This window comes from Brevundimonas sp. D3-1P (assembly GCF_055809335.1).
In genome coordinates this window covers 127,284-149,723 of sequence record NZ_CM147908.1, presented here as the reverse complement: position 1 = coordinate 149,723, position 22,440 = coordinate 127,284, and the positions used below count along the sequence as shown (strand labels likewise).

Here is a 22,440-nt window from a genome sequence, read left to right as displayed (position 1 = left end):
CCCCGCTCTCGGCCGCCGCGATCAGCCCGCGCGGAACTGCAGTTCGGCCAGTCGGGCGTAGAGTCCGCCCCTGGCGACCAGCTGATCGTGCGTCCCCTCCTCCACCACGCGGCCGTCGTCCATCACCACGATGCGGTCGGCGCGCAGGACGGTGGCCAGACGGTGGGCGATGACCAGGGTGGTGCGCTCCTCCATCGCCTGATCCAGCGCCGCCTGGACCAGGCGTTCGCTTTCGGCGTCGAGCGCGCTGGTCGCCTCGTCCAGCAACAGGATGGGGGCGTCGCGGACCAGGGCGCGGGCGATGGCCAGGCGCTGGCGCTGGCCGCCCGACAGGCTCTTGCCGCGTTCGCCCAGAGGGGTGTCGAATCCTTCCGGCAGGGCGTCGATGAAGCCCAGGGCCTGAGCCTTCTCGGCCACGGCGCGGGCCTCTTCCAGGGTGGCGTCCTCGCGGCCGAAACGGATGTTCTCGAGCGCCGAGCCGGAAAACAGGGGCGTCTCCTGCGAGACCCAGGCGAAACGCGCGCGCACGGCGACGGGATCGGCCTGGCGCACGTCGACGCCGTCGACCGAGACCATGCCGCTCTGCGGATCGTAGAACCGCAGCAACAGACGAAAGACGGTGGACTTGCCCGCGCCCGACGGGCCGACCAGGGCCACGGTCTCGCCCGGCCGAACGGTCAGGCTGAACCCTTTCAGGGCCGGCAGATCGGGCCGTCCGGGATAGGCGAAGCCGACGGCCGACATCGACAGTTCTCCACGCGGCGGCTGGGGCAGGATCGACGGATGGGCGGGCGGCGCGATGCCGGGGACGGCGCGCATCAACTCCTCGATCCGCTCCATGGCGCCAGCGGCCTTCTGCACGTCGCCCCAGCTTTCGCCCAGCGCGCCCACGGCCCCGGCGGCGAAGACCGACAGCAGGACGAATTGCAGCAGGGCGCCAGGCGTCATGACGCCGGCGACCACGTCCTGCGCGCCCAGCCACAGCACCAGGGTCACGCCGCCGAACATGACGACGATGATCAGGGCCGTCATCCAGGCGCGGGCCTGCATCCGGGTGAGCGAGGCGGAAAAGGCGTCCTCGACCGCCGCGCCGAAGCGGGCGATGGCGCTTTGCTCGCGGCCGAAGGCCTGGACCGTCTCGATGGCGTCGACGCTTTCGCCCGCGAAGCCGACGGCGTTGGCGAAGCGATCCTGGGACGCCACGGTCAGTTTGCGGACCCGACGGCCGAAGATGAAGATCGGCCCCAAGAGGAAGGGCACGATCAAAAGCACGAATCCGGTCAGCTTGGGACTGACGAAGAACAGAAGGATCACGCCGCCGATCAGGGTCAGGAAGTTCCTGAGCGCATAGGAGATCGAGGTGGTCATCAACGTCTCGACCAGGGCGATGTCGGTGGTCAGGCGCGACAGCACCTCGCCGGTCCGCATCTGGGCGTAGAAGGACGGATCCAGCGTCAGGATGCGGCCGAACAGGCCCTTTCGGACATCGGCGATGACGCGCTCGCCCGTGCGGGTGACGAAATAGTAGCGGGCGGCCGTGGCCAGCCCCAGGAACAGGGCGTTGGCGCCCAGCAGGACGAACCACAGGTTCAGGTGCGCGCCGCCCGCCTCGAACCCGTAGTCGATGGCGCCGCGCGCCAGGCCGGTCAGCCCCAGGGAGGCGGCGGTGGACAAGAGCAGCCAGAAGACCGCCATCAGGGCATGGCCCTTGTGCCGCATGGCGAAGGGGATCAAACGGGCCAGCGGACGGATGTCGCGGCGCTTGGCGCGCTTGGCCCCCGCCTCGGCCATCTGGTCGGCCAGCAGGGCGCCGGCGCTCGGCCGTCCCTCGACGGAGGCCAGACCGGAAGCGCGGTTGGCGGAGGGGGCGGAGGCGGTCTGATCGGTCATGGCGCCCGCCTCTTGCCCCGGAACGCCCCTCAGTGTAAACGCCGCGCTCTTTCCCGCTGGATCTTTCGGCGGGATTCTCAATTTCACGCGCACCGACGGTCGGCATCGTCATCGCGCCAGAGACCGGACGACGACCATGAAAGCGGATACCCATCCCGACTATCACTTCATCACCGTGGTGATGACCGACGGCACCTCCTACCAGACCCGTTCGACCTACGGTAAGGAAGGCGACACGCTGAACCTGGACATCGATCCGACGACGCACCCGGCCTGGACCGGCGGCAACGCCCAGCTGATGGACCGCGGCGGCCGCGTTTCGCGCTTCAACAACAAGTTCGCCGGCTTCATCAAGAAGTAGGACCTTGTCGGCTGCGACATGTTGCAGCAAACAGGTCTCGAAGGGCGTCGGTCGCAAGACCGGCGCTTTTTGTTTGCCCGGAACACCGATAATGTAGGGACGTTCGGGTACCAGGGGCGTCGGCCAAGCTGGCCGAAGCGATCGAAGAAGCGGACAGGATATGAATAGACGGCAACTGGGTCTGGGCGTCGCGACGGCGGCCATGGCCCTCGGCTCCGCGGCGCGCGCGCAACAGGTCTTCGTGCAGCGCGGCCCGGAAGCGACCGCCTTCTACAACAGCTTCAACGATCAGATTTCGCGCCTGCCCGAAACCCAGCAGGCCGATGTCCGCGCCTTTTACGAGCTGAACAACTGGCGGCCGGTGTGGAACGCCGAGCGGGTGCGCGCCCTGAACGCCGCCGCCGCGCGCGCGGACCGACATGGGCTGGCGACGGCGGATTATTTCGACTTCGTGGGTCTGGCGGCCGACCCGGCCAGCGCGGACCTGCGCACGACGGCGGCGGCCCTGGCCTACGCCCGCGTCCTGGCCGAGGGCAAGGTGCGGCCGGAAACGGTCGAGGACCTGTGGGAGATGCAGAAGAACCGCGTGGACCTGCCGCGCGGCCTGACCGACGCCCTGAACCGCAACGTCCTGCCCAACTGGTTCGACGGCCTGGCGCCGACCGACATCGGCTATCAGAACCTGTCGGCGGGCTATGTGCGCTATCGCCGCCTGGCGGCCCAGGGCGGCTGGCCCCGGTTCGCGCAAGGCGCGACCATCGAACCCGGAAACAGCGACCGCCGCATCCCCGCCTTGATCGACCGTCTGACGGCCGAAGGCGACCTGTCGGCCGCCGACGGCGCGCGCCTGAAGGCGCAGGGCCTGACCTATAACGCCGAACTGCAACGCGCGGTGCAAAGCTTCCAGAATCGGCACGGCCTGGGCGCCGATGGTCGGATCGGCGCGGGAACGCAGCGTTCGCTGTCCGCCTCGGCCGAGGATCGGGCGCGCCAGATCGCCCTGAACCTGGAGCGCCGCCGCTGGCTGAAGCGCGACCTGGCCCCCGAGCGGATCGAGGTCAACACCGCCGCGGCCATCATGGTCTATTGGAAGGACGGCAAGCCCGTTCATTCCAATCGCGTCGTGGTCGGCTCGGCCGAGAACCAGACCCCCAGCCTGGAAAAGCCCTTCGCCTCGGTCGTCGCCAATCCGCCCTGGTATGTGCCGGCCGGCATCGCGCGCCGCGAAATCCTGCCCAAGGGCCCGGGGTATCTGGCCGCCAACGACATGTATGTGAAGGACGGCATGGTCATCCAGCGCGCCGGCCCCCGCTCGGCCCTGGGCTATGTGAAGTTCGAACTGCGCGACAGCTACGCCATCTTCCTGCACGACACTCCGTCGAAGGCCGCGTTCAATCTTTCGATGCGCCAGCGCAGCCACGGCTGCGTGCGGGTGCAGAACGCGGTGGAGTTCGCGCGCCTGCTGCTGTCGCCCGATCCGGCCAAACTGGCCCAATTCGACACGGCTCAGGACACGCGCGAGACGACCCGCGTCACCACCGGCCGTGAAATCTCGGTGCGTCTGCTGTACTGGACCGCCTTCGTGGACGGTCAGGGCCGCGTGGCGTTCCGCGAAGACGGCTATGGCCGCGACGACAAGCTGGCCCAGGCCCTGGGCATCGGCGTCAACCTGCCCAAGCCCATCGACGACGGCCGGTCCGACGCCAACGACGTCGGACCGTAGTCCGGGAATCAGCCTCGGAAGGCGGCTTCCAGCAATCCCAACTGGCTGAGCACGGGATTCGCCGGAGCCTGGTCCCGGTCGTCCAGATACATGCGGCGATCCAGATAAAGGGTGCGTTCGAACAGCTTTTCGGAGCGCACCAGATATTCCACCAAGGCGATCGGCAGTTCGGCGTGGCTGGGCTCGCTCTCTATGCGCCGGTCGTTCAGGCGGTAACGCGGCTCGCACGCCGTTTCGGGCGTCATGTCGTCCTCGCGCACGGCCCGCTGGACCAGCAGCCACGAGGCGATCTGCATCAGCCGCGTGGTCAGCTTCATGCTCTCGGCCGCATAGGCCAGGGCGGCGGCGCGCGACAGCATCTTGGATTCGCGCCGTCCCTCGCCGTCCAGATAGGCGGCGGTCTCCTCCACAAGCTCCATCCCTTCGCGGAAGGTGCGGTCGAACAGTTCCGAACGGGCGAAGTCGCGCACCGTGCGGCTGCGGTCGGCGGAGGTGGGGACGGAGGCGAGGGTCATTTCAGCTTCGATCATCGGGTCTGCGGCGCCGTCCTGCAATCGGCCCCGACGGAGCCGTTCGCCACGACGATGCAACGCTCATGCCATGGCGGGACCGATTGGGCGATCACGATCCGAAGTTGAACAGGGCGTCGGCGGCGTTTTTCTTGGAGCGTTTCGTGTCGATGGCCGCGCGGGCGCGGGCGATCTCGTCCTCCAGCGCCTGGATGCGCTCCTGCAGATCCTCCACGGAATAGACGTCCAGGTCTTCGCGCGACAGCGCGCGCAGGGGTTCGCCGCGCTGGGGTCGGGGTTCGGGATCGTCGAACATCGTCTGCGCCCTTCGTTCCGGTGTTGGCCAAGGCGGGCCGGGGCGCCTATCTGAACGCCCTGACACGGACGAAAGCAAGGCGGATACGATGCGGGTCATTGAGATCGAAGGCGGTTCCGGGCCGGCCGAAGCGCTGAGGGTCGCCGAACGCCCCGATCCCGTCGCGGGAGCGGGCCAGGTGGTCATCCGGGTGCGCGCGGCGGGGGTGAACCGGCCGGACCTGCTGCAACGCCTGGGCGCCTATCCGCCCCCGCCCGGCGCCTCGGACATCCTGGGCCTGGAGGTCGCCGGAGAGATCGCCCAGGTCGGCGCGGGCGTGACGCGCTGGCGGGTCGGCGACCGGGTCTGCGCCCTTCTGGGCGGGGGCGGCTACGGCGAACAGGCGTTGGTGGACGCCCGCCATGTCCTGCCGATCCCGGAGGGGCTGGATTTCGTCCAGGCGGCGGCCCTGCCGGAGACCGTCTTCACCGTCTTCGCCAATGTGTTCGAAGGCGGGGCGCTGAGGGCGGGCGAGACCCTTCTGATCCACGGCGCGACCAGCGGCATCGGCGTGATGGCCATTCAGATGGCCAAGGCGGCCGGCGCAACCGTGATCGCCACATCGCGCGGCGCGAACAAGGCCAGGGCGGCCGCCGGGCTGGGCGCGGACGTCAGCCTGGACGCCAAGGCGGACGACCTGGAGGCGCGGATCAAGGCGGCGGGCGGCGCCGACGTGGTTCTGGACATGGTCGGAAGGGACTACGCCGCCCTGAATCTGCACAGCCTGAAGGCCGGCGGGCGCTGGGTGGTGATCGCCTCCCTGACCGGCGCCAAGGTCGAGATGGACCTGCAGCGGATCATGCTGAAGCGGCTGACGCTGACCGGATCGACGCTGCGAAGCCGGTCCGCCGACGAGAAGGCGCGGCTGACCGCGGCTGTGGAGGCGACGGCCTGGCCCTGGATCGTGTCGGGCGCGGTCAGGCCGCCGATCCACGCCGTCTATCCGCTGGCGCAAGCCGCCGACGCGCACGCCGCGCTGGAGGCCGGCGCGCACATCGGCAAGATCATGCTCGAGGTCTAACGGTTCGGCCGTCGGCCGCCGGACACCGGACGCACGGAGGAAATGCTATCGTTGAAGCCGCCGCTGAGATTGCGGACATTCCCCTCGACCACGCGGCAGCGGCCGCGGAACTCGGCGTCGGTGCAGACCTCCCAGCGCCCCTGGACGCGCATGGAGCTGATGCGGTCGTTGAACGGCGTGCGGCCCAGGTTGCGATCCTCGCTGGTGAACTCGCGCGAGGCGCCCCGGAAGTTGGCGTTTTCATAGACGGTGATGGAGGAGCGGCCCCAGCCGCCGCCGTTACCCGGTCCCCAGCCGCCGTCGCCGCCGCCCGGCCGTCCCGGCCGGCCGCCCTCGTAATCGCCTCTGAAGCGCCCGCAGACCAGAAGTCCGTTGTTGTTGACGATCTCTTCGTTGCCGCAGCGGACCAGTTCGATCGAGGTGCCGCGCATCTGGCCGCGCTCGTCGCGACAGTCGGCATACAGCCGGCCCTGGTTGACGTAGGCCTCGGTGCAGGTCTGGGCGTAGCTGCCGCGCGGGGCGACGCGCAACTGTTGCGGCTCCACGGGGGGCGACATGGCGGCGGCCAGGGCGGCCGCGAACAATAGGGACATTATGGTTCTCCTCTCCGAAAGCTCAAAGCCTTCACTACCGCGAAGGTTGCACCCGGCGGATGAACCGTTGCTGTATTCGATTGTCGGGCGGCGTTTTCTTTTCGCGCGAATAGGCCTATATCGACGTCATAAGCGCCCGGTCGAAAGGCCGGGCGCCGTCGTATCCAACGCCAGCCGAAGCCTCATTCGGCGGCTCCTACAACACCGGGACGAACGCGCCATGAGCGACATTCTGATGCCCAAGGCCACCGCGGTCTGGCTGGTCGACAACACCTCCCTCAGCTTCGAGCAGATCGCGGACTTCTGCGGCCTGCACCCGCTGGAAGTCCGCGGCATCGCCGACGGCGACGTGGCGCGCGACATCCGCGGCGTCGATCCCGTCACGGGCGGCCAGTTGACGCGGGAAGAACTGGACAAGGCGCAAGCCGATGAAAACTATCGCATGAAGGCGATCGTCAGCCGCCACGCCGAACTGCTGAAATCGGCCAAGCCCGCGCCGAAATACACCCCGGTGTCGCGTCGCCAGGACCGCCCGGACGCCATCGCCTGGTTCGTGCGCAATCACCCCGAGGTGACGGACGCCCAGATCGCCAAGATGCTGGGCACGACCAAATCCACCATCGAGAGCGTGCGCAACCGCACGCACTGGAACAGCGCCAACATCAAGCCGGTCGACCCCGTGACCCTGGGGCTGGTCGGGCAGCTGGCCCTGGACGAAGTGGTCAAGAAGGCCGCCGAGAAGAAGGCCAAGGACGATCTGAAGAAGGGCGGCGGCACCCTCCAGCCCGTCGAGGAGGTCGAGGCCGAGCCGGAGTTCGTCCCGGAAGCCCGGCAACGCCCCAGCGCCGAACCGACGGCGGAATCGGTGTTCGGTTCGAAAGGCTGATCCGAAACCCCTTCCGTCACGGCGCGAAAACGCGCCGCGCGCCTCCCCGGGAATGGGGAGGCGGACGGAACAAAAACGGCCCCGGAGAGCGCTCTCCGGGGCCGTCGTCGTTTCGGAGGAATGATGCGTCCCTAGTGGACGCGGGCCTCCAGACTGATGATCTCTTCCTTGAGCCGAAGCTTCTTCTGCTTCAGCTCCCTGACCTGCAGCGTGTCCACGGACGGACGGGTCAGCTCCTTCTGGATGGTCTCATCCAGGGTGCGATGACGATTACCCAGTTCGCGAATACGAGCCTCGATGGTCATGGCTTGCGCCTCCTCAGGTTAGGGACCAGTAGAGTGAGCGCCCGGTTTGACAGGCTGTAGAATCACATTCCGGTGACAGCCCGCCTGGCCGGACCCGATGGAGGCTGACCGCAAATATGGTCGATGATGTGAACGGAGCCATACGGAACCCGCCCGCGCGGATGGTGGTCGGAATCTCGGGGGCTTCCGGCGCGATCTATGGCGCACGGGTGCTGGACGCCCTGAACGACCTGGGCGTCGAGAGCCACCTGGTCGTGACCAAGGCGGCCCTGCTCACATTGTCGCAGGAGACCGACCTGTCGCCCGACGACCTGACGGCCAAGGCCTCGGCGGTCCACAAGCTGAGCGATGTCGGCGCGACCATCGCCTCCGGCTCGTTTCGCACCCTGGGCATGATCGTCGCGCCCTGTTCGATCAGGACGATGAGCGAGATCGCGACGGGCGCGACCTCCACCCTGCTGACGCGCGCCGCGGACGTGACGCTGAAGGAACGGCGGCCGCTGGTGCTGATGGTGCGCGAAACGCCGTTCCATCTGGGCCATCTGCGCACCATGACGGCCCTGGCCGAGATGGGGGCGGTCATCGCCCCGCCCCTGCCCGCCCTCTACGCCCGCCCCGCGTCGATCCTGGACATGGTCGACCAGTCGGTGGGCCGCGCGCTGGACCTGTTCGGCCTGGACTGGGGCGCGGTGCGGCGTTGGGAAGGCCTGAGCTGATGGGGTTGTGGGACTGGGCGGTCGCCGCCTATGGGGCGCCCGGCGTTTCGCAGGCGTGTCTGGCGCTGCAGGACGATCACGACCAGAATGCGCCGCTGCTGCTTTGGTCGGCCTGGGTCGCCGCGACGGGACGGCGGCCCGATGCGGAGACGCTGGAGGCGGCCTGCGACACCGCGCGCGCCTGGGACGGGGTGGTCGTGGCGCCGCTGCGCGCCATGCGCCGCACGTTGAAGGCGCCCGTGCCCGACATCGACGACGGCCCGCGCGAGACGATCCGAAACCGCGTCAAGGCGCTGGAACTGGAGGCCGAACGCCATCTGCTGGAGGCGTTGGAGGCGTTGGCGCCGGAACCGACGGGCGCGCCGCGTCCCGCCGTCGACGCCCTGGCCGCCACCGCAAGGGTCTGGGCCCCGGTCACGCCGCGCCCGGCGCTGATCCGCCTGGCCGACGCCCTTCCGGCCTGAGACCGGCGTGGCTATAAGCGCCCTGGGGACCAGACGATGAACGACGACCTGCCCGACATCAGCGAAGAAGAAGCGGCGCTGCACGCCCGCGTCAGAATGCTGCGCCAGGAGCACGCCGACCTGGACGCCTCCATCGAGGCCCTGAGCCAGGCCGCCGTGCCGGACCAGTTGATGATCGCCCGGCTGAAGCGCAAGAAGCTGGCCATCAAGGACGAGATCGTGAAGATCGAGGACGTCATCCTGCCCGACATCATCGCCTGAGCGGAGGCCGGCGAGTTCCGCCCTGCGACCATCCGCCGCCCGAACCAGGCCCCAAAGTCGCCCAAGCGTCCGGCCATAAGCCCGCCTCCACGGAGCGACGTGCGGCGTAGGACGCCGCCGCGTTCCCTCATTCCAGAGCGTAGAACGCTGGAGCCGCCGCCGAATGCGACGCCTGCCGACCCACGCGCCGATGGCGCGCTGCAAGACCCTTTTGATCCATTCCGGCCAGACGGCCGCCTTCGCCGCCGTGGCCGTCTTCGCGGCCGCCGCCGCGCCCAATGTCGCGCCTGCGCCCGACCCCGCGCCGACGCCGGTCGCCGCTCCCGTGGCCCCGCCGATCAAGGCCCAGGTGGAAAAGGCCGGGCCGGTGATGCGCCAGATCGTCTTTTCCGCCCCGGTGCGCGGCTATGCGATCAACTCGGCCTTCGGCCTGCGCAAACTGGCCATCGAGGCCAAGGCCCGCGCGCACAAGGGCGTGGACATCGCCGCGCCGAAAGGAACCAGCGTCTTCACCGCCGCCGAGGGCCAGGTGGCGCGAACCGGCCATGACGCCGGCGGCTATGGAAACTTCATCGAGGTGCGCCATCCGAATGGGATGACCACCCTCTATGGCCATCTCAGCCGCATCGACGTGGCCAGCGGCGACAGGCTGACGCCGGGCCAGCGCATCGGCCTGGTCGGCTCCACCGGCTATTCCACCGGCCCGCACCTGCATTTCGAGGTCCGCCGAAACGGCGCCCAGCTCAATCCGACCAAGGTGGTGGACCGCCATTTCGAGATCGCGATCAAGCCGAAGACCTGATCGTCGCCTGCCGTGGAATCGCATTGACGACTGGCGTCGGGGCGGCGACGGCCATAGGCTGACGGCTGGGAACAAGGGGGCGACATGGCGGCGTTGACGCTGGACGGGGTGGGCAAGCGATACGGCGACTTCGAGGCCGTGCGCGATCTGAGCTTTGAGGTTCGAAAGGGGTCGATCTGCGGCTTCCTGGGGCCGAACGGGGCGGGCAAGACCTCGACCCTGCGAATGATCCTGGGGCTGCAGCCGGCGACGGCGGGGCGAATCGACATCCTCGGCGCGCCGGACGGGCGGCTGGTGCGCGACCGGATCGGCTTCCTGCCCGAAGAGCGGGGCCTCTACAAGAAGATGACGCCGGTCGAGGCCATCGCCTTCTTCGGCGCGCTGAAGGGCCTGCCCGCCGCTGAGGGCCGCAGGCGGGCCAGGATCATGCTGGAGCAGCAGGGCCTGGGCGCGGCGCAAAAGAAGAAGATGAAGGAGCTGTCCAAGGGCATGGCGCAGAAGGTGCAGCTGATCGCCTCGATCGTGCATCAGCCCGAGTTCGTGATCCTGGACGAGCCCTTCTCCGGCCTGGACCCGGTGAACCAGCAGGGGCTGGAGGCGATGATCCGCGACCTGGCGGCCGGCGGGGCGACCGTGCTGTTCTCCACCCATGTGATGCAGCACGCCGAACGGCTTTGCGACAAGGTCGTGCTGCTGGCGCGCGGGCGAAAGGCGTTCGAGGGCACGGTCGATCAGGCCAAGGCCACGTCACCGCGCTTCCTGGAGCTGGACGGCGCGATCGGCGCCGCCGACGCCGCCGCCCTGCCCGGCGTGGCGGATGTGGAGACCCTGTCGGACCAGGACGGCCTGCGCCGCCTGAAGATCGCCCTGTCGCCCGGCGCGGCGGGCCAGGAGACGCTGAAGGCGGCCTTCCTGAACGGTCTGGACGTGCGCGGTTTCGCCCTGAAGGAGCCGACGCTGCACGACGCCTTCATCGGCCTGACCGGCGATCATCCTGACCAACCCCTGGCCCATGCGGAGGTGGTCCAATGAAGCGCACCCTGCTGATCGCGCGCCGCGAATACGTCGCCTACGCCAAGACCGTGGGCTTTTGGCTGTCGCTGCTGGCCTTTCCGTTGTTCGCGGTGCTGGGCGGCGGCATTCCGCTGCTGATCCGTTCGGCCGAGCCGATCAAACAGGTGGCGCTGATCGAACAGGGGCCGCAGGCGACGGGCCTGGCCGCCGCCGTCCGCGCCTCGCTGCAGGCCGACCGGGATCGCCAGAACGACCGGATTCGCCAGGCCGCCGAAAAGGGCCAGTCCGGCGCCGGACGCGCGGTCGCCTCGATAAGCGGCCCCAAGATCGAGCTCGTCGCCGCGCCGCCGGCCATCTCGAACGCCGCGGGCGCGGCGCACGACGCCGCGATCAAGACCGCGCTGAACAAGCAGACGCCCAAGGATCGTCGCCTGGACGCCGTGGTGTTCCTGGACCGGATAGACGGCAAGCCCGCCGCCCAGGTCTGGACCGGCCGGGCGAACGACAACGACGTCTCAGGCTTCGTGCGGAACGCCCTGCGCGATGCGCGACGGACCGAGCTGCTGGCCGCCGCCGGCGTGCCGCCCGCGGTGGCGGACGAGGTCCAGACCTTCCGGCCCGAGGTCAAGGCCTTCTCGCCGAACGCCGCCAGCGGGGGCGAGGTGTCGATGCGCGACCGCATCCCGTCCTTCGTGGGCCTGGGCGCCGGCTTCCTGCTGTGGTCGCTGGTCATCACCGGCGCCTCCATTCTGCTGAACAGCGTGATGGAGGAGAAGTCGAACAAGATCCTGGAGGTGCTGCTCTCGTCGGCCTCGGCGACCGAGATCCTGACCGGCAAGGTGCTGGGGGTGGCCCTGTTGACCCTGACCGTCATGGCGGTGTGGGGCGGGATCGGGGCGTCGACGCTTCTATCCGCCTCGCCCCAGGCGGCGGCCAGCATCGGCCAGGCGCTGATGCACGACGGCCTGATCTTCTATTTCGTCGCCTATATGGTCGGCGGCTATCTGATGTATGCGGTGCTGTTCGCGGCCATCGGCGCCTTCTGCGAGACGCCGCGCGACGCCCAGACCCTGATGGGACCGATCATGATGATCCTGGTCGTGCCGATCCTGGTCATGCAGATGGCCCTGACCAGCCCCGATGCGCCGGTTGTGAAGGCGCTGTCGTGGATTCCCTTCTTCACCCCCTTCCTGATGAGCGCGCGGGCGCCCAGCGACCCCCCGTTGATCGAGGTGGTGCTGACCCTGATCGGCATGTTCGCGACCGCCGCCTTCATGGTCTGGATCGCCGGCCGTGCCTTCCGCGCAGGGGCATTGTCGGACGTGAAGCTGAGCTGGAAGACCTTCGGTCGGGCGATCACCGGGCGCGCGTAACCAGCGCGGCGTCTCCTCCCTGTCGCGTAGCGATGGGGAGGTGGCGCGGCGCTTCTTCAGCGCCGTGACGGAGGGGTTCTTTCCCGCCTCACCAGCGCCTGTGGGACTTGCCCCTCCACCACGCCACGCGCGGTCCCCTCCCCGCTCCGCAGGGCGAAGACAAGAAAAAGGCCGCTTCCCGGAGGAAGCGGCCTTTGATCTTGCGGCTTTCGCCCGGGTCTTAACGACCGCCGGGAACGCGCGGCTTCGGCGCGGGCAGCAGGCCCTCGCGTTGAGCGCGCTTGCGGGCCAGCTTGCGGGCGCGACGGACGGCTTCGGCCTTTTGACGGGCGCGCTTTTCCGACGGCTTTTCGTAGTGCACGTGGCGCTTCATTTCACGGAAGCTGCCTTCGCGCTGCATCTTCTTCTTCAGGGCCTTCAGCGCCTGATCGACGTTGTTGTCGCGGACGAAAATCTGAACCAGGTTGAACTCTCCTTTGGCCGCCCGCCGCGTCCTGTGAGGGAGACGGGCGAACAAAATAAAATCGTCTTCCGAAGGCCGAGCCGTCGGATGAAGGCGCGCTGATACACGAGCCGCCCCTTCCTGTCCAGATCGTCGCGACCATTCTTCATGGCTCGAAACGCACGACCGAGCAGCGTATGATCGTCCTCATGACCGAAGCGATGGATTGGGCCGAGCGGACCGAACAAAGGGTGCTGGACGCCGCCATCGGCCGTGCGCCCGCCCTGGGCTGGAACGCGCGTCTGGTGCGCGAGGCGTGCGAGGCGTGCGGCCTGTCGGCGGGCGACGAGGAATTGCTGCTGCCGAACGGGGCGCGCGATCTGGCCGCCCTGCTGTCGCGCCGCCACGATGCGCGCGCGCTGGAGGCCCTGTCCGCCATCGAGGCCAAGTCCCTCAAGATTCGCGAGCGAATCGCCCGCGGCGTGTCCGAACGGATGGAGGCGGGCGCCGCCGATCTGGAAGCCACGCGTCGCTGCGCCGCCTTCCTGGCCCTGCCGGTCAACGCCGACCTGGGGCTGAAGCTGGCCTGGGAGAGCGCCGACCATCTGTGGCGCTGGGCCGGGGACGAGGCGACCGACTGGAACCACTATTCGAAGCGGACGATCCTGTCGGGCATTCTGATTCCGGCCCTGACGATGCGCTGGTTCGACGGGCGCGAGGCGGCGGAAGGCTTCGTCGCGCGGCGGATCGACAACGTCATGGCCTTCGAGAAGTGGAAGGCCGGCAAGGACTTCGACGCGCCGTTCAAGAAGGTCAGCGAGGCGCTGAGCCGGATGCGGTATGGGGCGAAAGCTTAAAACGCTCTTCTTTCGTCATCCTCCGGCAAGCCGCTTGCGGCGCAAACCGGGGGACCAGCGCCGCCGAAGGCGATATTGTCCGCCGCACGACTGAAAGACCGAGACGGAAAGACCGAGATGGCGACAGGTTCGCGCTCGCGCGCGCCGCTGGGTTCCTCGATCTCGCTCCGCTCGTCGAAGGATGACGAAAGTGAGGACGCTAGACCGCCCCCAGCACCCGGTTCACGTGCGCCATCTTGCGGCCGGGGCGGGCTTCGGCCTTGCCGTAGAGGTGCAGGCGTTCGTCGGCCTTGGCCGAGAGGGCGCGCCACTGTTCGACCTCGTCGCCCAACAGATTGGTCATTTCGATGCGGGCGTGGGCGGTCGTGGGGCCCAGCGGCCAGCCGGCGACGGCGCGGATATGCTGTTCGAACTGGTCGCAGACGCAGCCGTCCTGGGTCCAGTGGCCGGTGTTGTGGACGCGCGGGGCGATCTCGTTGACCAGCAGGACATCGTCTCCGAGGTCGAACAGTTCGACCCCCAGGACGCCGACATAATCCAGGCCGTCCAGGATCGCCTCGGCGATGGCGCGGGCGCGAACTTGCGTTTTCTCGTCCACGGCGGCGGGGGCCAGGGTGGTGCGCAGGACGCCGCCCTCGTGCCGGTTCTCGCCCAGCGGATAGACCGCCATATGGCCGTCCCAGTCGCGGGCGGCGATGACCGACAGTTCGCGCACGAAGGTCGCCCTGGCCTCCAGGATGGCCGGACGACCGCCCAGGCTTTCCAGGGCGGCGGGCGCATCCTCGACGGCGTGAATCCAGACCTGGCCCTTGCCGTCATAGCCTTCGCGACGGGTCTTCAGCAGGGCGGGCAGGCCCAGTTCGGTCAAACCGACGATCAAGTCGTCCAGCGTATCGACGACCGCGAAGGCGACCGTGGGGGCGCCGACCGCGTTCAGAAAGGTCTTTTCGTCCACCCGATCCTGCGACACGCGCAGCGCCGTCGGCCCGGGCGCGACGAGGGCGCCGGCCTCGGCCAGACGTTCGATGGATTCGGCGGGGACGTTCTCGAACTCGAAGGTGACGACGTCGGCGGCGCGGCCCAGGGCCGTCAGGGCGTCGGGATCGTCATAGGCGGCGACGATCTGATGCGCCGAGACGCGGCCGGCCGGGCTGTCGGCCTCGGGGTCCAGGATGACGACGTCAAAGCCCAGGCGCGAGGCGGCCTGGCTCAGCATCCGGCCCAGTTGGCCGCCGCCGATGACGCCGAGGGTGGAACCGGGGGGAAGCGGCAGATCGGGCACTCAGTCCTCGACGGTTTCGGCGACGGCGTCGGTCTGGGCGGCGCGGAAGGCGGCCAGCCGTTCGGCCAGGGCTTCGTCAGACAGGGCCAGTATCTGGGCGGCCAGGATGCCGGCGTTGGCGGCGCCCGCCTCGCCGATGGCCAGGGCGGCGACCGGCACGCCGGCCGGCATCTGGACGATCGACAACAGGCTGTCCATGCCCTTCAGCGCCTTGGACTGGACCGGCACGCCCAGCACAGGCAGTTCGGTCATGGAGGCGGCCATGCCCGGCAGATGGGCGGCGCCCCCGGCCCCGGCGATGACGACCTTGAACCCTGCGGCCTTGGCGCCGGTGGCGAAGGCGACCAGCCGTTCGGGCGTGCGGTGGGCGCTGACGACCTTGGCCTGCCAGGCGACGCCCAGCTGATCCAGCTTGTCGGCGGCCAGTTTCATCGTCGGCCAGTCCGAACGGCTGCCCATGATGATCGCCACCGGGGTTTCGGAAGTCGCCATGTCTGCAAGGCCCCTCGCGGAAAGGCGCCCGTTACAGCACCGACGGGGCGCCCGCAACCGCAAGCCGGCGGTTTCCGACGCGCGGCGGCTTCAATGTCGCGGAATCACGCTCTACCATCGGCCGACCCTGCGCGACCTCTTATGAGTCGCGCGATCGGAGCCCATCCTGCGCCGTGACCGACGTGGCCGAACACGACCTGACCGCCGAGATCGCGCGCCTGCGTCTCGAGCTGGAAGCCTGGAAGTCGCGCGCCGCCGCCGCCGAGGCCGCCGCCGACCACGATGTGCTGACCCCCGCCCTGAACCGGCGGGGCTTCATGGCGGCGCTGCAGCGGACCATGGCCTATTGCCAGCGGCACGGGGTGCCGGCCGTGCTGCTGTATCTGGACATGGACGGGTTCAAGAGCGTCAACGACCGGCTGGGCCATGCGGCCGGCGACGCCGCCCTGGTCGCGGTCGCGCGTCTGTTCCTGGCCAATCTGCGCGAATCGGACGCCGTCGGCCGGATGGGCGGCGACGAATTCGCCCTGCTGATGCTGCACGCCGGGCTGGAGGAAGGGCGGACCAAGGCGCGACAGCTGGCCGAGGCCCTGCGCACCGAAGGCTTCGTCTGGGATGGGCGCAAGACCGAACTGGGCGGATCGTTCGGCGTGCGGGCCTGGGACGGCCACACCGACGCCGAAGCCTGGCTGGCCGAGGCCGACGCCGCCATGTGGGTGCGCAAGAAGGGGCGCTGACAGCGCCCTTCCCCGCCCCGCCGTCTACAGCGGCAGTTTCAGCTGGACGCCGCCCATGTGGCTGTCGGCGTGGTCGCTGAAGCGGCCGCGATAGCCGACCGTCACCTTGACCGGCCCCACCGCCCCCTCGAACCCGGCCGAGGCCAGGAACTGACCGCCGAAGGGATCGTCGATTTCGCGTGACATCACCTGGGCCGGGTTGTTGTAGATCCCCACCCGGACCGGGTCCGAACTGTCCTCCAGCGCATCGCGATAGCCGCCCTCGGCGAACAGGCCGAACCGACCCATCTCGGCCTCGGCGCGCAGCGAGACCTCGCCGGTCAGGGCCTTCACCGTGCGGTCGCCATATTGATACTGGGCCGCGACGCCCTGTTCGTAATAGCCGTCAACGTCGCTGGAGACATAGGCCAGGGCCGCGCGGGGCGACAGGGCGACGCCGCCCATGTCGAACCACATGCCGCCCTGAAGCCGCGCCCCGCTGCTGAACGCCCGCGTCTCGGCCGTGTGGACGATGGGGGCCAGACTGGTGGTGCGCTCGATGTCGTCGATGTTGTCGCGCGCCACCCCGACCGCCGCATTGACGAACACATCGCCCGAACGCCAGCCGCCATAGATGTCCAGGCCGAAGCTTTCGACGTTGAAGCGCAGCGCCTGGCTGTCGACATCGGTCTTGCGCGCCGATCCGGCCAGACCGAAACGCCAGTCGGCCGAGGGGCCAGCCTCAAGCGCGATACGGGCGCCCCAGCCGTCGCTGGTCGCGCTTTTGACCGGTCCGCGCGCGTCGGTGTCGACGCTGTCGATCAGGGCCGAAGTGGTGACGGCGACGCCCGCCTCCCACGGCTGGCGGCCCGACAAGGCGTCGCTGGCGCTGTCCAGGGCATCCTCGCGGTGGCGATAGGCCGTCTCGCCCTGCAGGGTCGATTGGGCGCCGATGTCGCCGTAGTAGAGATAGTCGGTCGCCAATTGGGCGATGATCCGATGCCCCGCCGCCGTCGGATGGACGCCGTCGAAGTAGAAATAGCTGTCGGGGTTCGAACAGACGGTCACGCCGTTGAAGCAGGTCTGGGCGATGTTGGCGATGCCGAAGGCGCCGGGGTCGGCGGCAAGGGTGTCGCCGACCTTGAACAGGTCCATCATGACGATGTTGCCGCCCGGACGGGCGGCGGCCGTGGCGGTCAGATTGGCCTGAAGCGCGGTGTTGAAGGTGGTCACGGCGTAGTCGGCCAGGGGCGCCGCCGTCGTGCCCCGGAACTGCGGCGTCAGGCTGAGCTTGGGCAGGTTCGTGACAAGTATGGTCCCCGCGCCGGCGCCGGCGACGCTGTTCACCAGGCTGTCGATATTGGCCGCCGCCGTCGTCGCGACAGGCGTGATGGCCGCGACCGGGCTGGCCGAGGCGCCGGCGATCGGCAGTCCCTGGAAGATGTCGTTGGCGCCGCCCAGCACGCTGACCAGATCGGTCGAGCTGAAACGCCCGCCCGCAGCGGTGTAGCGCGACAGCTGGTTCAGCATGCCGAACGGCACGCCGGCCGAGGCGTCGGTGCGCGATCCGCCGAAGGCGTAGTTGATGCTGCCCGTCACCGAGCCGTTGAAGTTGGCGGCGTTGAAGCCGAGCAGTTCGACGAAGGTCGGGCCGTTCGAGAACCGGCGGGCGTAGGGCGGCGACGGCGGCTGGGTCCCGCCCGAGATCAGATAGAGATTGCCGTTGTCGCTTAGACTGTCGCCGAAGACGACCAGGCGATTGTAGGTCTGAGCCGAGGCCGAGCCCGCGAAGGCGCAGGCCGCGACCGCCAAGGCGGCGACGGCGCCGCCGGTGATATAGCGTGACATGTGAATCCTCCCCGGCCGTCATGGATCGCGGCCGTTGCCAGGCAGGATGCGCCTGTCAGCGCAGATGACAAGATGTCGTTACGTCAGTCCTCGGAAGATTTTCCTGCGCATCCTAATGCAGGGTGCGGAACTTCAGCGTGCCGGGCACGGTCTTGAGCGCGCGCAGGGCCTCGGGGTCGTAGTCGCGATCGACGTCGGTGATGACATAGCCGGTCCGCTCGTCCGTTTTCAGATGCTGGCCCAGGATGTTCAGGCCCGCCGCCGCAAGGGCCCGGTTCAGCTCAGCCAGCACGCCCGGCTGGTTGCGGTGGATGTGCAGGATTCGGTGCGCGCCCGAGACTTCGGCCAGTTGCACGTTCGGCAGGTTGACGCTGAAGGTGGTGTCGCCCCGGTTCAGATAGCCCAGCAGCCGTTCGGCGGCGAACTCGGCGATGGCCTCCTGCGCCTCTTCGGTCGAGCCGCCGACGTGGGGGGTCAGGATCATGTTCTTCAATCCCTGGAGCGGGCTTTGGAACGGGTCCGAATTCGTGCGCGGCTCCTCGGGGAAGACGTCCACGGCGGCGCCCGCGATCCGGCCCGATCCCATGGCCTGGGACAGGGCGCCGACATCGACGACGTGACCGCGCGACAGGTTCAGGAACAGGGCCCCTTCCTTCATCTGCGCGAACTGGGCCGCGCCGAAGATGGCGCTGTTTTCCTTGCGGCCGTCGACGTGCAGCGTGACCACGTCGCTTTCGGCCAGGAGGGCGTCCAGCGACCGCATCCGCCGGGCGTTGCCCAGCGCCAGCCGTTCGGACAGGTCGTAGAACAGAACCCGCATCCCCAGGTTTTCGGCCAGAACCGACAGCTGGCTGCCGATGGCGCCGTAACCGACGATCCCGAGGGTCTTGCCGCGCAGTTCCTTGGATCCGGTCGCGGACTTGTTCCACTTTCCGACATGCATGGCGGCCGACTTGTCGACCACGTCGCGCATCAGGACGATCATCAGGCCGATGGCCAGCTCCACCACCGAACGGGTGTTGGAGTATGGCGCATTGAACACCGCGACGCCGTGGTCGGAGGCCGCGTCCAGGTCGATCTGGTTCACGCCGATGCAGAAGGCGGCGACGGCCATCAGCTTGTCGGCCTCCTCCAGCACCCGGCGCGACACCGTGGTCTTGGATCGGATGCCCAGCACATGCACGCCCTTGACGGCGGCGATCAGGTCGTCCTCGTCCAGGGCGCCCTTGACCGTCTCGACCGAATAGCCCGCCTCTTCCAGCCGTTCGACGGCGGCGGGGTGGATGTTCTCCAGCAGCAGCATCTTCATGCGGCTGCGCGGAAAGGACCAGCGGCCGACCAGGCCCTCGGCGTGAAGAACCTCGTCCAGAGAGGCGGCCTCCATGTCGGCGGCTTCGACCACCCGCGCACGGCGGACGACCTCGGTGAAGGCGTAGAAGGCGTCGGCGGCCCCCGCGATCTTGACCTCGGCGTCGTTCCAGCCGTCGCCGATCATGACCACGCGGCCCGACAGGTTCAGGGCGTGGATGGCGGCAGGCTTGCCGTTCGCGTGCGACAGGGGATTGGCCTCGTCCACGCCCGTCACGCGCCCGTCGGCGTCATAGATCAGGTCGTTGCACAGGATGCGGTCGGGCGGGACGCCCAGCGCCTGGGCGACCGGGGCGATCACCTCGCGAAAGCCCCCGGAGATGACGATGATCTTGCCGGGGTTCTGACGGAAGAAGTCGAGGTTGCGCCGAACCGACGCCGTCAGCCGATCCGGCGCCGAAGCGGCCAGGGTCTGGACATGATCGCGGTTCAGGGGCAGCAGCGCCAGGCGTTGGCGCAAGGCCTGGCCGAAATCCAGTTCGCCGCCCATGGCCCTGTCGGTCAGAGAGGCGATCTGGGACCGTATCGCCTCGGCGTCCGGCGCGCCGGCCAGGGCGATGTCAGCCAAGAGTTCGAGGGTCTCGAAATCGACCAGGGTCGAATCGAAGTCGAAGATCAGGGTGGGGCGGGCGCTCATGCACGGCGTCTTAGCGGCCTTCGCGGCCGCAGCATAGCCAAGCCTGCTGAAGGCGGCGCAAAGCTGCGCTTAAACCGTGCCGCCCGATGCGGTTTCCCGCACCGGGCGGCAAGACCCTGTCAGAAACGCACGATCCGGCGCACGCGGCTGTCCGGGCGACGACTTTCCAGCACGGCGGCGCCGACGGCCGCGGCGATGGTCGCGACCGCCAGCAGCGCCCCGCCCTCGCGCACATGGTCGCGGGCGTAGACGCCGGCGTCGTCGGCGTAGCGGCGAGCGGTCTTTCCGTGCTTCTTCAACGCCTTCTTCGATCCCTTGCGGGCTGACCGGAACCAATCGTCGGCCCGGTCGCGCGCGTCGTAGGCGGCGTCGGCCGCGCGTTGACGGGCGGCTCGCGACAGATCGCCGGCGTGTTCGCCGACCTCTTCGGCGCGATGTCGGAAAGCGTCGACGGCGTCGTGGAAACGATCGCGCAGTTCGGCGGCATCGACCCATCCGCGCGGGTCCATACGGGTCTTGATGCGCTGATAACGGGTCGGGCCGGTGCGCTGGGTCAGATAGAGAATCGCCGCCGCGCCGAGCGCCAGGGCGGCCAGGCTGCCGGCCGTGACGCCGGGATGTTTGCGAATTTCTTGAATCGGATCGATGTCGCGGATCATCGGCGGACCTTTTCGTCGGAATGGCTGTCAGGCGAAGCGACGGCTCCGCTTGTCGGAAAAGAGCGAACGGGGCCGCAAAGGGTTCCGTCGCAGGCGGCCCACGGCGCGCGACGCCGCACGGGATTAGCCCTTATCAACAGCGCGTCGGGCGCCTACATAGCCCCGATCCCGAAATGATGTCGCCAAAGGACCCGCCGTGACCGATCACGCGCCCCACACTCCCATTTCCGACGATCTGGCGGCCGCCTTCCAGATCGAGGGCTGGCCCGTGCGCGGTCGTCTGGTCCGCCTGGGCGCCGCCATCGACAAGATCCTGGCCGCTCACGCCTACCCTGAGCCCGTCGCCGCCCTGCTGGGCGAGGCCTGCGCCCTGGCGGCCCTGATCGGCTCCAGCCTGAAGTTCGACGGCCGGCTGCTGGTCCAGGCGCAAGGCGACGGACCCGTGCGCTATGTGGTCGCCGACTATGGCACAGACGGCTCGCTGCGCGGTTACTGCCGCTATGACGAGGCGGAGGTCGCGGCGGCGTCCACCGGCTTCGCCCGCCCCGGCGCCAAATCGTTGCTGGGCGAAGGCGTCTTCGTCATGACCCTGGATCGCGGCCCCGATTTCGAACGCACCCAGGGCATTACCCCCATCGAGGGCGAGAGCCTGTCGTTGGCGGCCGAACACTATTTCCAGCAGTCCGAACAGGTGCCGACCAAGGTGCGTCTGGCGGTCGGGGCGGTGGAGACCGAGGCCGGTTCGCAGTGGCGCGCCGGCGGGGCGATGATCCAGATCATCGCCGGCGATGAGACGCGCGGCTCGACCGAGGAGGTGTGGGACCGCACCCGCGCCCTGTTCGGCACCCTGGCCGACGACGAACTGATCGACCCGACGATATCGCCGGAAACCCTGCTGTTCCGCCTGTTCCACGAGGACGGGGTGAGGCTGGAGGGCGCGCGCGAACTGACCGCCGTGTGCCGCTGCTCGCGCGACCGGATCGCCTCGGTCCTGGCCTCGTTCGATCCGGGCGAGCGCTCAGAAATGCTGGAGCCGGACGGCAAGATTCGCGTCACCTGCGAATACTGCGCCACCGTCTATGCCCTGGAGCCGGACGAAGTGGTCGCGGCGCAAATCTGAATTGAGAGGGCGGCCTGATGGCCCGTCCTTTTTCTCTCAGCCTTCCAGGTCCAGCGAATAGCCGGCCGAGCGGACGGTGCGGATCGGGTTGGCGCTGTCGTCGCCGATGGACAGGGCCTTGCGCAGGCGGCCGACATGGACGTCCACGGTGCGGGCCTCGACATAGACGTCCGACCCCCAGACCGCGTCCAGCAGCTGCTCGCGGCTGAACACCCGTCCGGGATGCTGCATGAAATGGTCCAGCAGGCGGAACTCGGTCGGCCCCAGGTGCACCTCCTTGCCGTCGCGCTTCACCCGGTGCGAGACGCGGTCGATGATGATGTCGCCGTGGTTCAGCCGGTCGTCGGCCAGGCCGGGACGGATGCGGCGCAGCACCGCGCGGATGCGGGCGATCAGTTCGACCATGGAGAAAGGCTTGGTCAGATAGTCGTCGGCGCCGGTGTCCAGACCGCGCACGCGGTCGCTTTCCTCGCCGCGCGCGGTCAGCATGATGATCGGCAGGTTGCGCGTCTCGGCCTTGCCCCGGATGCGCCGGCAGACCTCGATGCCCGACAGCTTTGGCAGCATCCAATCCAGCAGCACCAGATCGGGCAGCCGCTCGTCGATCTGCAGCATCCCCTCTTCGCCGTCGGCGGCGACGGTGACGTCGTAGCCTTCCTTTTCCAGATTGTATTGAAGCAGGGTCGCCAGCGCGTCCTCGTCTTCCATCACAAGGATATAGGGCTGCACGTCGGGTCTCCGGGCTC

At 68.7% G+C, this 22,440-nt stretch carries 25 protein-coding genes; 13 read left to right on the top strand and 12 right to left on the bottom strand.

Annotated elements, in window-relative coordinates; genetic code table 11:
* Positions 1-21 precede the first annotated feature (21 nt).
* Positions 22-1,890: an ABC transporter transmembrane domain-containing protein gene (locus tag AC0L6G_RS00775; protein ID WP_293824375.1), complete on the bottom strand. Its 1,869-nt coding sequence runs from the start codon at positions 1,888-1,890 to the stop codon at positions 22-24.
* A gap of 136 nt (positions 1,891-2,026) precedes the next feature.
* Between AC0L6G_RS00775 and rpmE the strand changes: the two genes are divergently transcribed.
* Positions 2,027-2,251: a 50S ribosomal protein L31 gene (gene rpmE / locus AC0L6G_RS00770; RefSeq protein WP_087119900.1), complete on the top strand. Its 225-nt coding sequence runs from the start codon at positions 2,027-2,029 to the stop codon at positions 2,249-2,251.
* Positions 2,252-2,411: 160 nt separating this feature from the next.
* Positions 2,412-3,974, top strand: a complete 1,563-nt coding sequence (locus tag AC0L6G_RS00765; protein WP_293824373.1) for a L,D-transpeptidase family protein — start codon at positions 2,412-2,414, stop codon at positions 3,972-3,974.
* Between the two features lie 8 nt (positions 3,975-3,982).
* On the opposite strand, the gene rcdA is transcribed toward AC0L6G_RS00765, so the two are convergent.
* Positions 3,983-4,489: a protease adaptor protein RcdA gene (rcdA, locus tag AC0L6G_RS00760; RefSeq protein ID WP_291537297.1), complete on the bottom strand. Its 507-nt coding sequence runs from the start codon at positions 4,487-4,489 to the stop codon at positions 3,983-3,985.
* A gap of 106 nt (positions 4,490-4,595) precedes the next feature.
* Positions 4,596-4,799 carry a DUF1192 domain-containing protein gene (locus AC0L6G_RS00755; protein WP_291537296.1) on the bottom strand — a complete coding sequence of 68 codons (204 nt, stop codon included), beginning with the start codon at positions 4,797-4,799 and terminating at the stop codon, positions 4,596-4,598.
* An 88-nt stretch (positions 4,800-4,887) separates the two neighbouring features.
* Between AC0L6G_RS00755 and AC0L6G_RS00750 the strand changes: the two genes are divergently transcribed.
* Positions 4,888-5,859 (top strand): NAD(P)H-quinone oxidoreductase, encoded by a 972-nt coding sequence (locus AC0L6G_RS00750; protein ID WP_293824371.1) that lies wholly within the window; start codon positions 4,888-4,890, stop codon positions 5,857-5,859.
* Here AC0L6G_RS00750 and AC0L6G_RS00745 read toward each other — a convergent pair.
* A complete protein-coding gene (locus AC0L6G_RS00745; RefSeq protein WP_293824369.1) occupies positions 5,856-6,452 on the bottom strand; it encodes a beta/gamma crystallin-related protein in 597 nt (198 codons plus the stop codon). The two genes, AC0L6G_RS00750 and AC0L6G_RS00745, sit on opposite strands and share 4 nt — an antisense overlap.
* A gap of 220 nt (positions 6,453-6,672) precedes the next feature.
* Between AC0L6G_RS00745 and AC0L6G_RS00740 the strand changes: the two genes are divergently transcribed.
* Entirely contained in the window at positions 6,673-7,338 is a 666-nt protein-coding gene (locus AC0L6G_RS00740) for a DUF1013 domain-containing protein (protein ID WP_291537293.1), read from the top strand.
* A 131-nt stretch (positions 7,339-7,469) separates the two neighbouring features.
* Here AC0L6G_RS00740 and AC0L6G_RS00735 read toward each other — a convergent pair whose 3' ends face one another.
* Positions 7,470-7,643: a YdcH family protein gene (locus AC0L6G_RS00735; RefSeq protein WP_291537292.1), complete on the bottom strand. Its 174-nt coding sequence runs from the start codon at positions 7,641-7,643 to the stop codon at positions 7,470-7,472.
* Positions 7,644-7,759: 116 nt separating this feature from the next.
* On the opposite strand from AC0L6G_RS00735, the gene AC0L6G_RS00730 reads away from it, so the two are divergent.
* The 6 genes from AC0L6G_RS00730 to AC0L6G_RS00705 all read left to right on the top strand — a co-directional run bounded on the left by AC0L6G_RS00730 (position 7,760) and on the right by AC0L6G_RS00705 (position 12,273).
* Positions 7,760-8,359 carry a UbiX family flavin prenyltransferase gene (locus AC0L6G_RS00730; RefSeq protein WP_293824366.1) on the top strand — a complete coding sequence of 200 codons (600 nt, stop codon included), beginning with the start codon at positions 7,760-7,762 and terminating at the stop codon, positions 8,357-8,359.
* Complete coding sequence (locus AC0L6G_RS00725) at positions 8,359-8,823, top strand: TIGR02444 family protein (protein WP_293824364.1); 465 nt, start codon at positions 8,359-8,361, stop codon at positions 8,821-8,823. Before AC0L6G_RS00730 ends, AC0L6G_RS00725 begins: the two co-directional genes overlap by 1 nt.
* A gap of 36 nt (positions 8,824-8,859) precedes the next feature.
* A complete protein-coding gene (locus AC0L6G_RS00720; protein ID WP_291537289.1) occupies positions 8,860-9,084 on the top strand; it encodes a YdcH family protein in 225 nt (74 codons plus the stop codon).
* Positions 9,085-9,247: 163 nt separating this feature from the next.
* Positions 9,248-9,886: a M23 family metallopeptidase gene (locus tag AC0L6G_RS00715; RefSeq protein WP_293824362.1), complete on the top strand. Its 639-nt coding sequence runs from the start codon at positions 9,248-9,250 to the stop codon at positions 9,884-9,886.
* Between the two features lie 84 nt (positions 9,887-9,970).
* Positions 9,971-10,918 carry an ABC transporter ATP-binding protein gene (locus AC0L6G_RS00710; protein ID WP_293824360.1) on the top strand — a complete coding sequence of 316 codons (948 nt, stop codon included), beginning with the start codon at positions 9,971-9,973 and terminating at the stop codon, positions 10,916-10,918.
* Complete coding sequence (locus AC0L6G_RS00705; RefSeq protein ID WP_293824358.1) at positions 10,915-12,273, top strand: ABC transporter permease; 1,359 nt, start codon at positions 10,915-10,917, stop codon at positions 12,271-12,273. Before AC0L6G_RS00710 ends, AC0L6G_RS00705 begins: the two co-directional genes overlap by 4 nt.
* Before the next feature lie 220 nt (positions 12,274-12,493).
* On the opposite strand, the gene rpsU is transcribed toward AC0L6G_RS00705, so the two are convergent.
* On the bottom strand, positions 12,494-12,736 hold the full coding sequence (gene rpsU / locus AC0L6G_RS00700; protein ID WP_087120183.1) for a 30S ribosomal protein S21: 243 nt from the start codon (positions 12,734-12,736) through the stop codon (positions 12,494-12,496).
* A gap of 188 nt (positions 12,737-12,924) precedes the next feature.
* On the opposite strand from rpsU, the gene AC0L6G_RS00695 reads away from it, so the two are divergent.
* A complete protein-coding gene (locus tag AC0L6G_RS00695; protein ID WP_293824356.1) occupies positions 12,925-13,572 on the top strand; it encodes a COQ9 family protein in 648 nt (215 codons plus the stop codon).
* Positions 13,573-13,771: 199 nt separating this feature from the next.
* Here AC0L6G_RS00695 and AC0L6G_RS00690 read toward each other — a convergent pair whose 3' ends face one another.
* The gene (locus tag AC0L6G_RS00690; protein ID WP_293824355.1) at positions 13,772-14,854 is read right to left on the bottom strand and encodes a 5-(carboxyamino)imidazole ribonucleotide synthase; all 1,083 of its coding nucleotides are present in this window, start codon (positions 14,852-14,854) and stop codon (positions 13,772-13,774) included.
* Entirely contained in the window at positions 14,855-15,346 is a 492-nt protein-coding gene (gene purE, locus AC0L6G_RS00685) for a 5-(carboxyamino)imidazole ribonucleotide mutase (RefSeq protein WP_291537283.1), read from the bottom strand.
* Between the two features lie 173 nt (positions 15,347-15,519).
* Between purE and AC0L6G_RS00680 the strand changes: the two genes are divergently transcribed.
* Positions 15,520-16,083, top strand: coding sequence for a GGDEF domain-containing protein (locus AC0L6G_RS00680; protein WP_293824353.1), 564 nt, complete (start codon positions 15,520-15,522; stop codon positions 16,081-16,083).
* Between the two features lie 24 nt (positions 16,084-16,107).
* Here the strand turns inward: AC0L6G_RS00680 and AC0L6G_RS00675 are convergent, their stop codons facing one another.
* The 3 genes from AC0L6G_RS00675 to AC0L6G_RS00665 all read right to left on the bottom strand — a co-directional run bounded on the left by AC0L6G_RS00675 (position 16,108) and on the right by AC0L6G_RS00665 (position 20,574).
* Entirely contained in the window at positions 16,108-17,910 is a 1,803-nt protein-coding gene (locus AC0L6G_RS00675) for an autotransporter domain-containing protein (RefSeq protein ID WP_293824351.1), read from the bottom strand.
* 112 nt (positions 17,911-18,022) lie between these two features.
* Positions 18,023-19,915 (bottom strand): phosphoglycerate dehydrogenase, encoded by a 1,893-nt coding sequence (gene serA / locus AC0L6G_RS00670; RefSeq protein WP_293824349.1) that lies wholly within the window; start codon positions 19,913-19,915, stop codon positions 18,023-18,025.
* Positions 19,916-20,034: 119 nt separating this feature from the next.
* Complete coding sequence (locus AC0L6G_RS00665; protein ID WP_473252716.1) at positions 20,035-20,574, bottom strand: hypothetical protein; 540 nt, start codon at positions 20,572-20,574, stop codon at positions 20,035-20,037.
* A gap of 196 nt (positions 20,575-20,770) precedes the next feature.
* Here AC0L6G_RS00665 and AC0L6G_RS00660 point away from each other — a divergent pair, with 196 nt between their 5' ends.
* The gene (locus tag AC0L6G_RS00660) at positions 20,771-21,694 is read left to right on the top strand and encodes an Hsp33 family molecular chaperone (RefSeq protein WP_293824347.1); all 924 of its coding nucleotides are present in this window, start codon (positions 20,771-20,773) and stop codon (positions 21,692-21,694) included.
* Between the two features lie 36 nt (positions 21,695-21,730).
* Here the strand turns inward: AC0L6G_RS00660 and phoB are convergent, their stop codons facing one another.
* The gene (gene phoB, locus AC0L6G_RS00655; RefSeq protein ID WP_291537277.1) at positions 21,731-22,423 is read right to left on the bottom strand and encodes a phosphate regulon transcriptional regulator PhoB; all 693 of its coding nucleotides are present in this window, start codon (positions 22,421-22,423) and stop codon (positions 21,731-21,733) included.
* Positions 22,424-22,440: the final 17 nt, after the last annotated feature.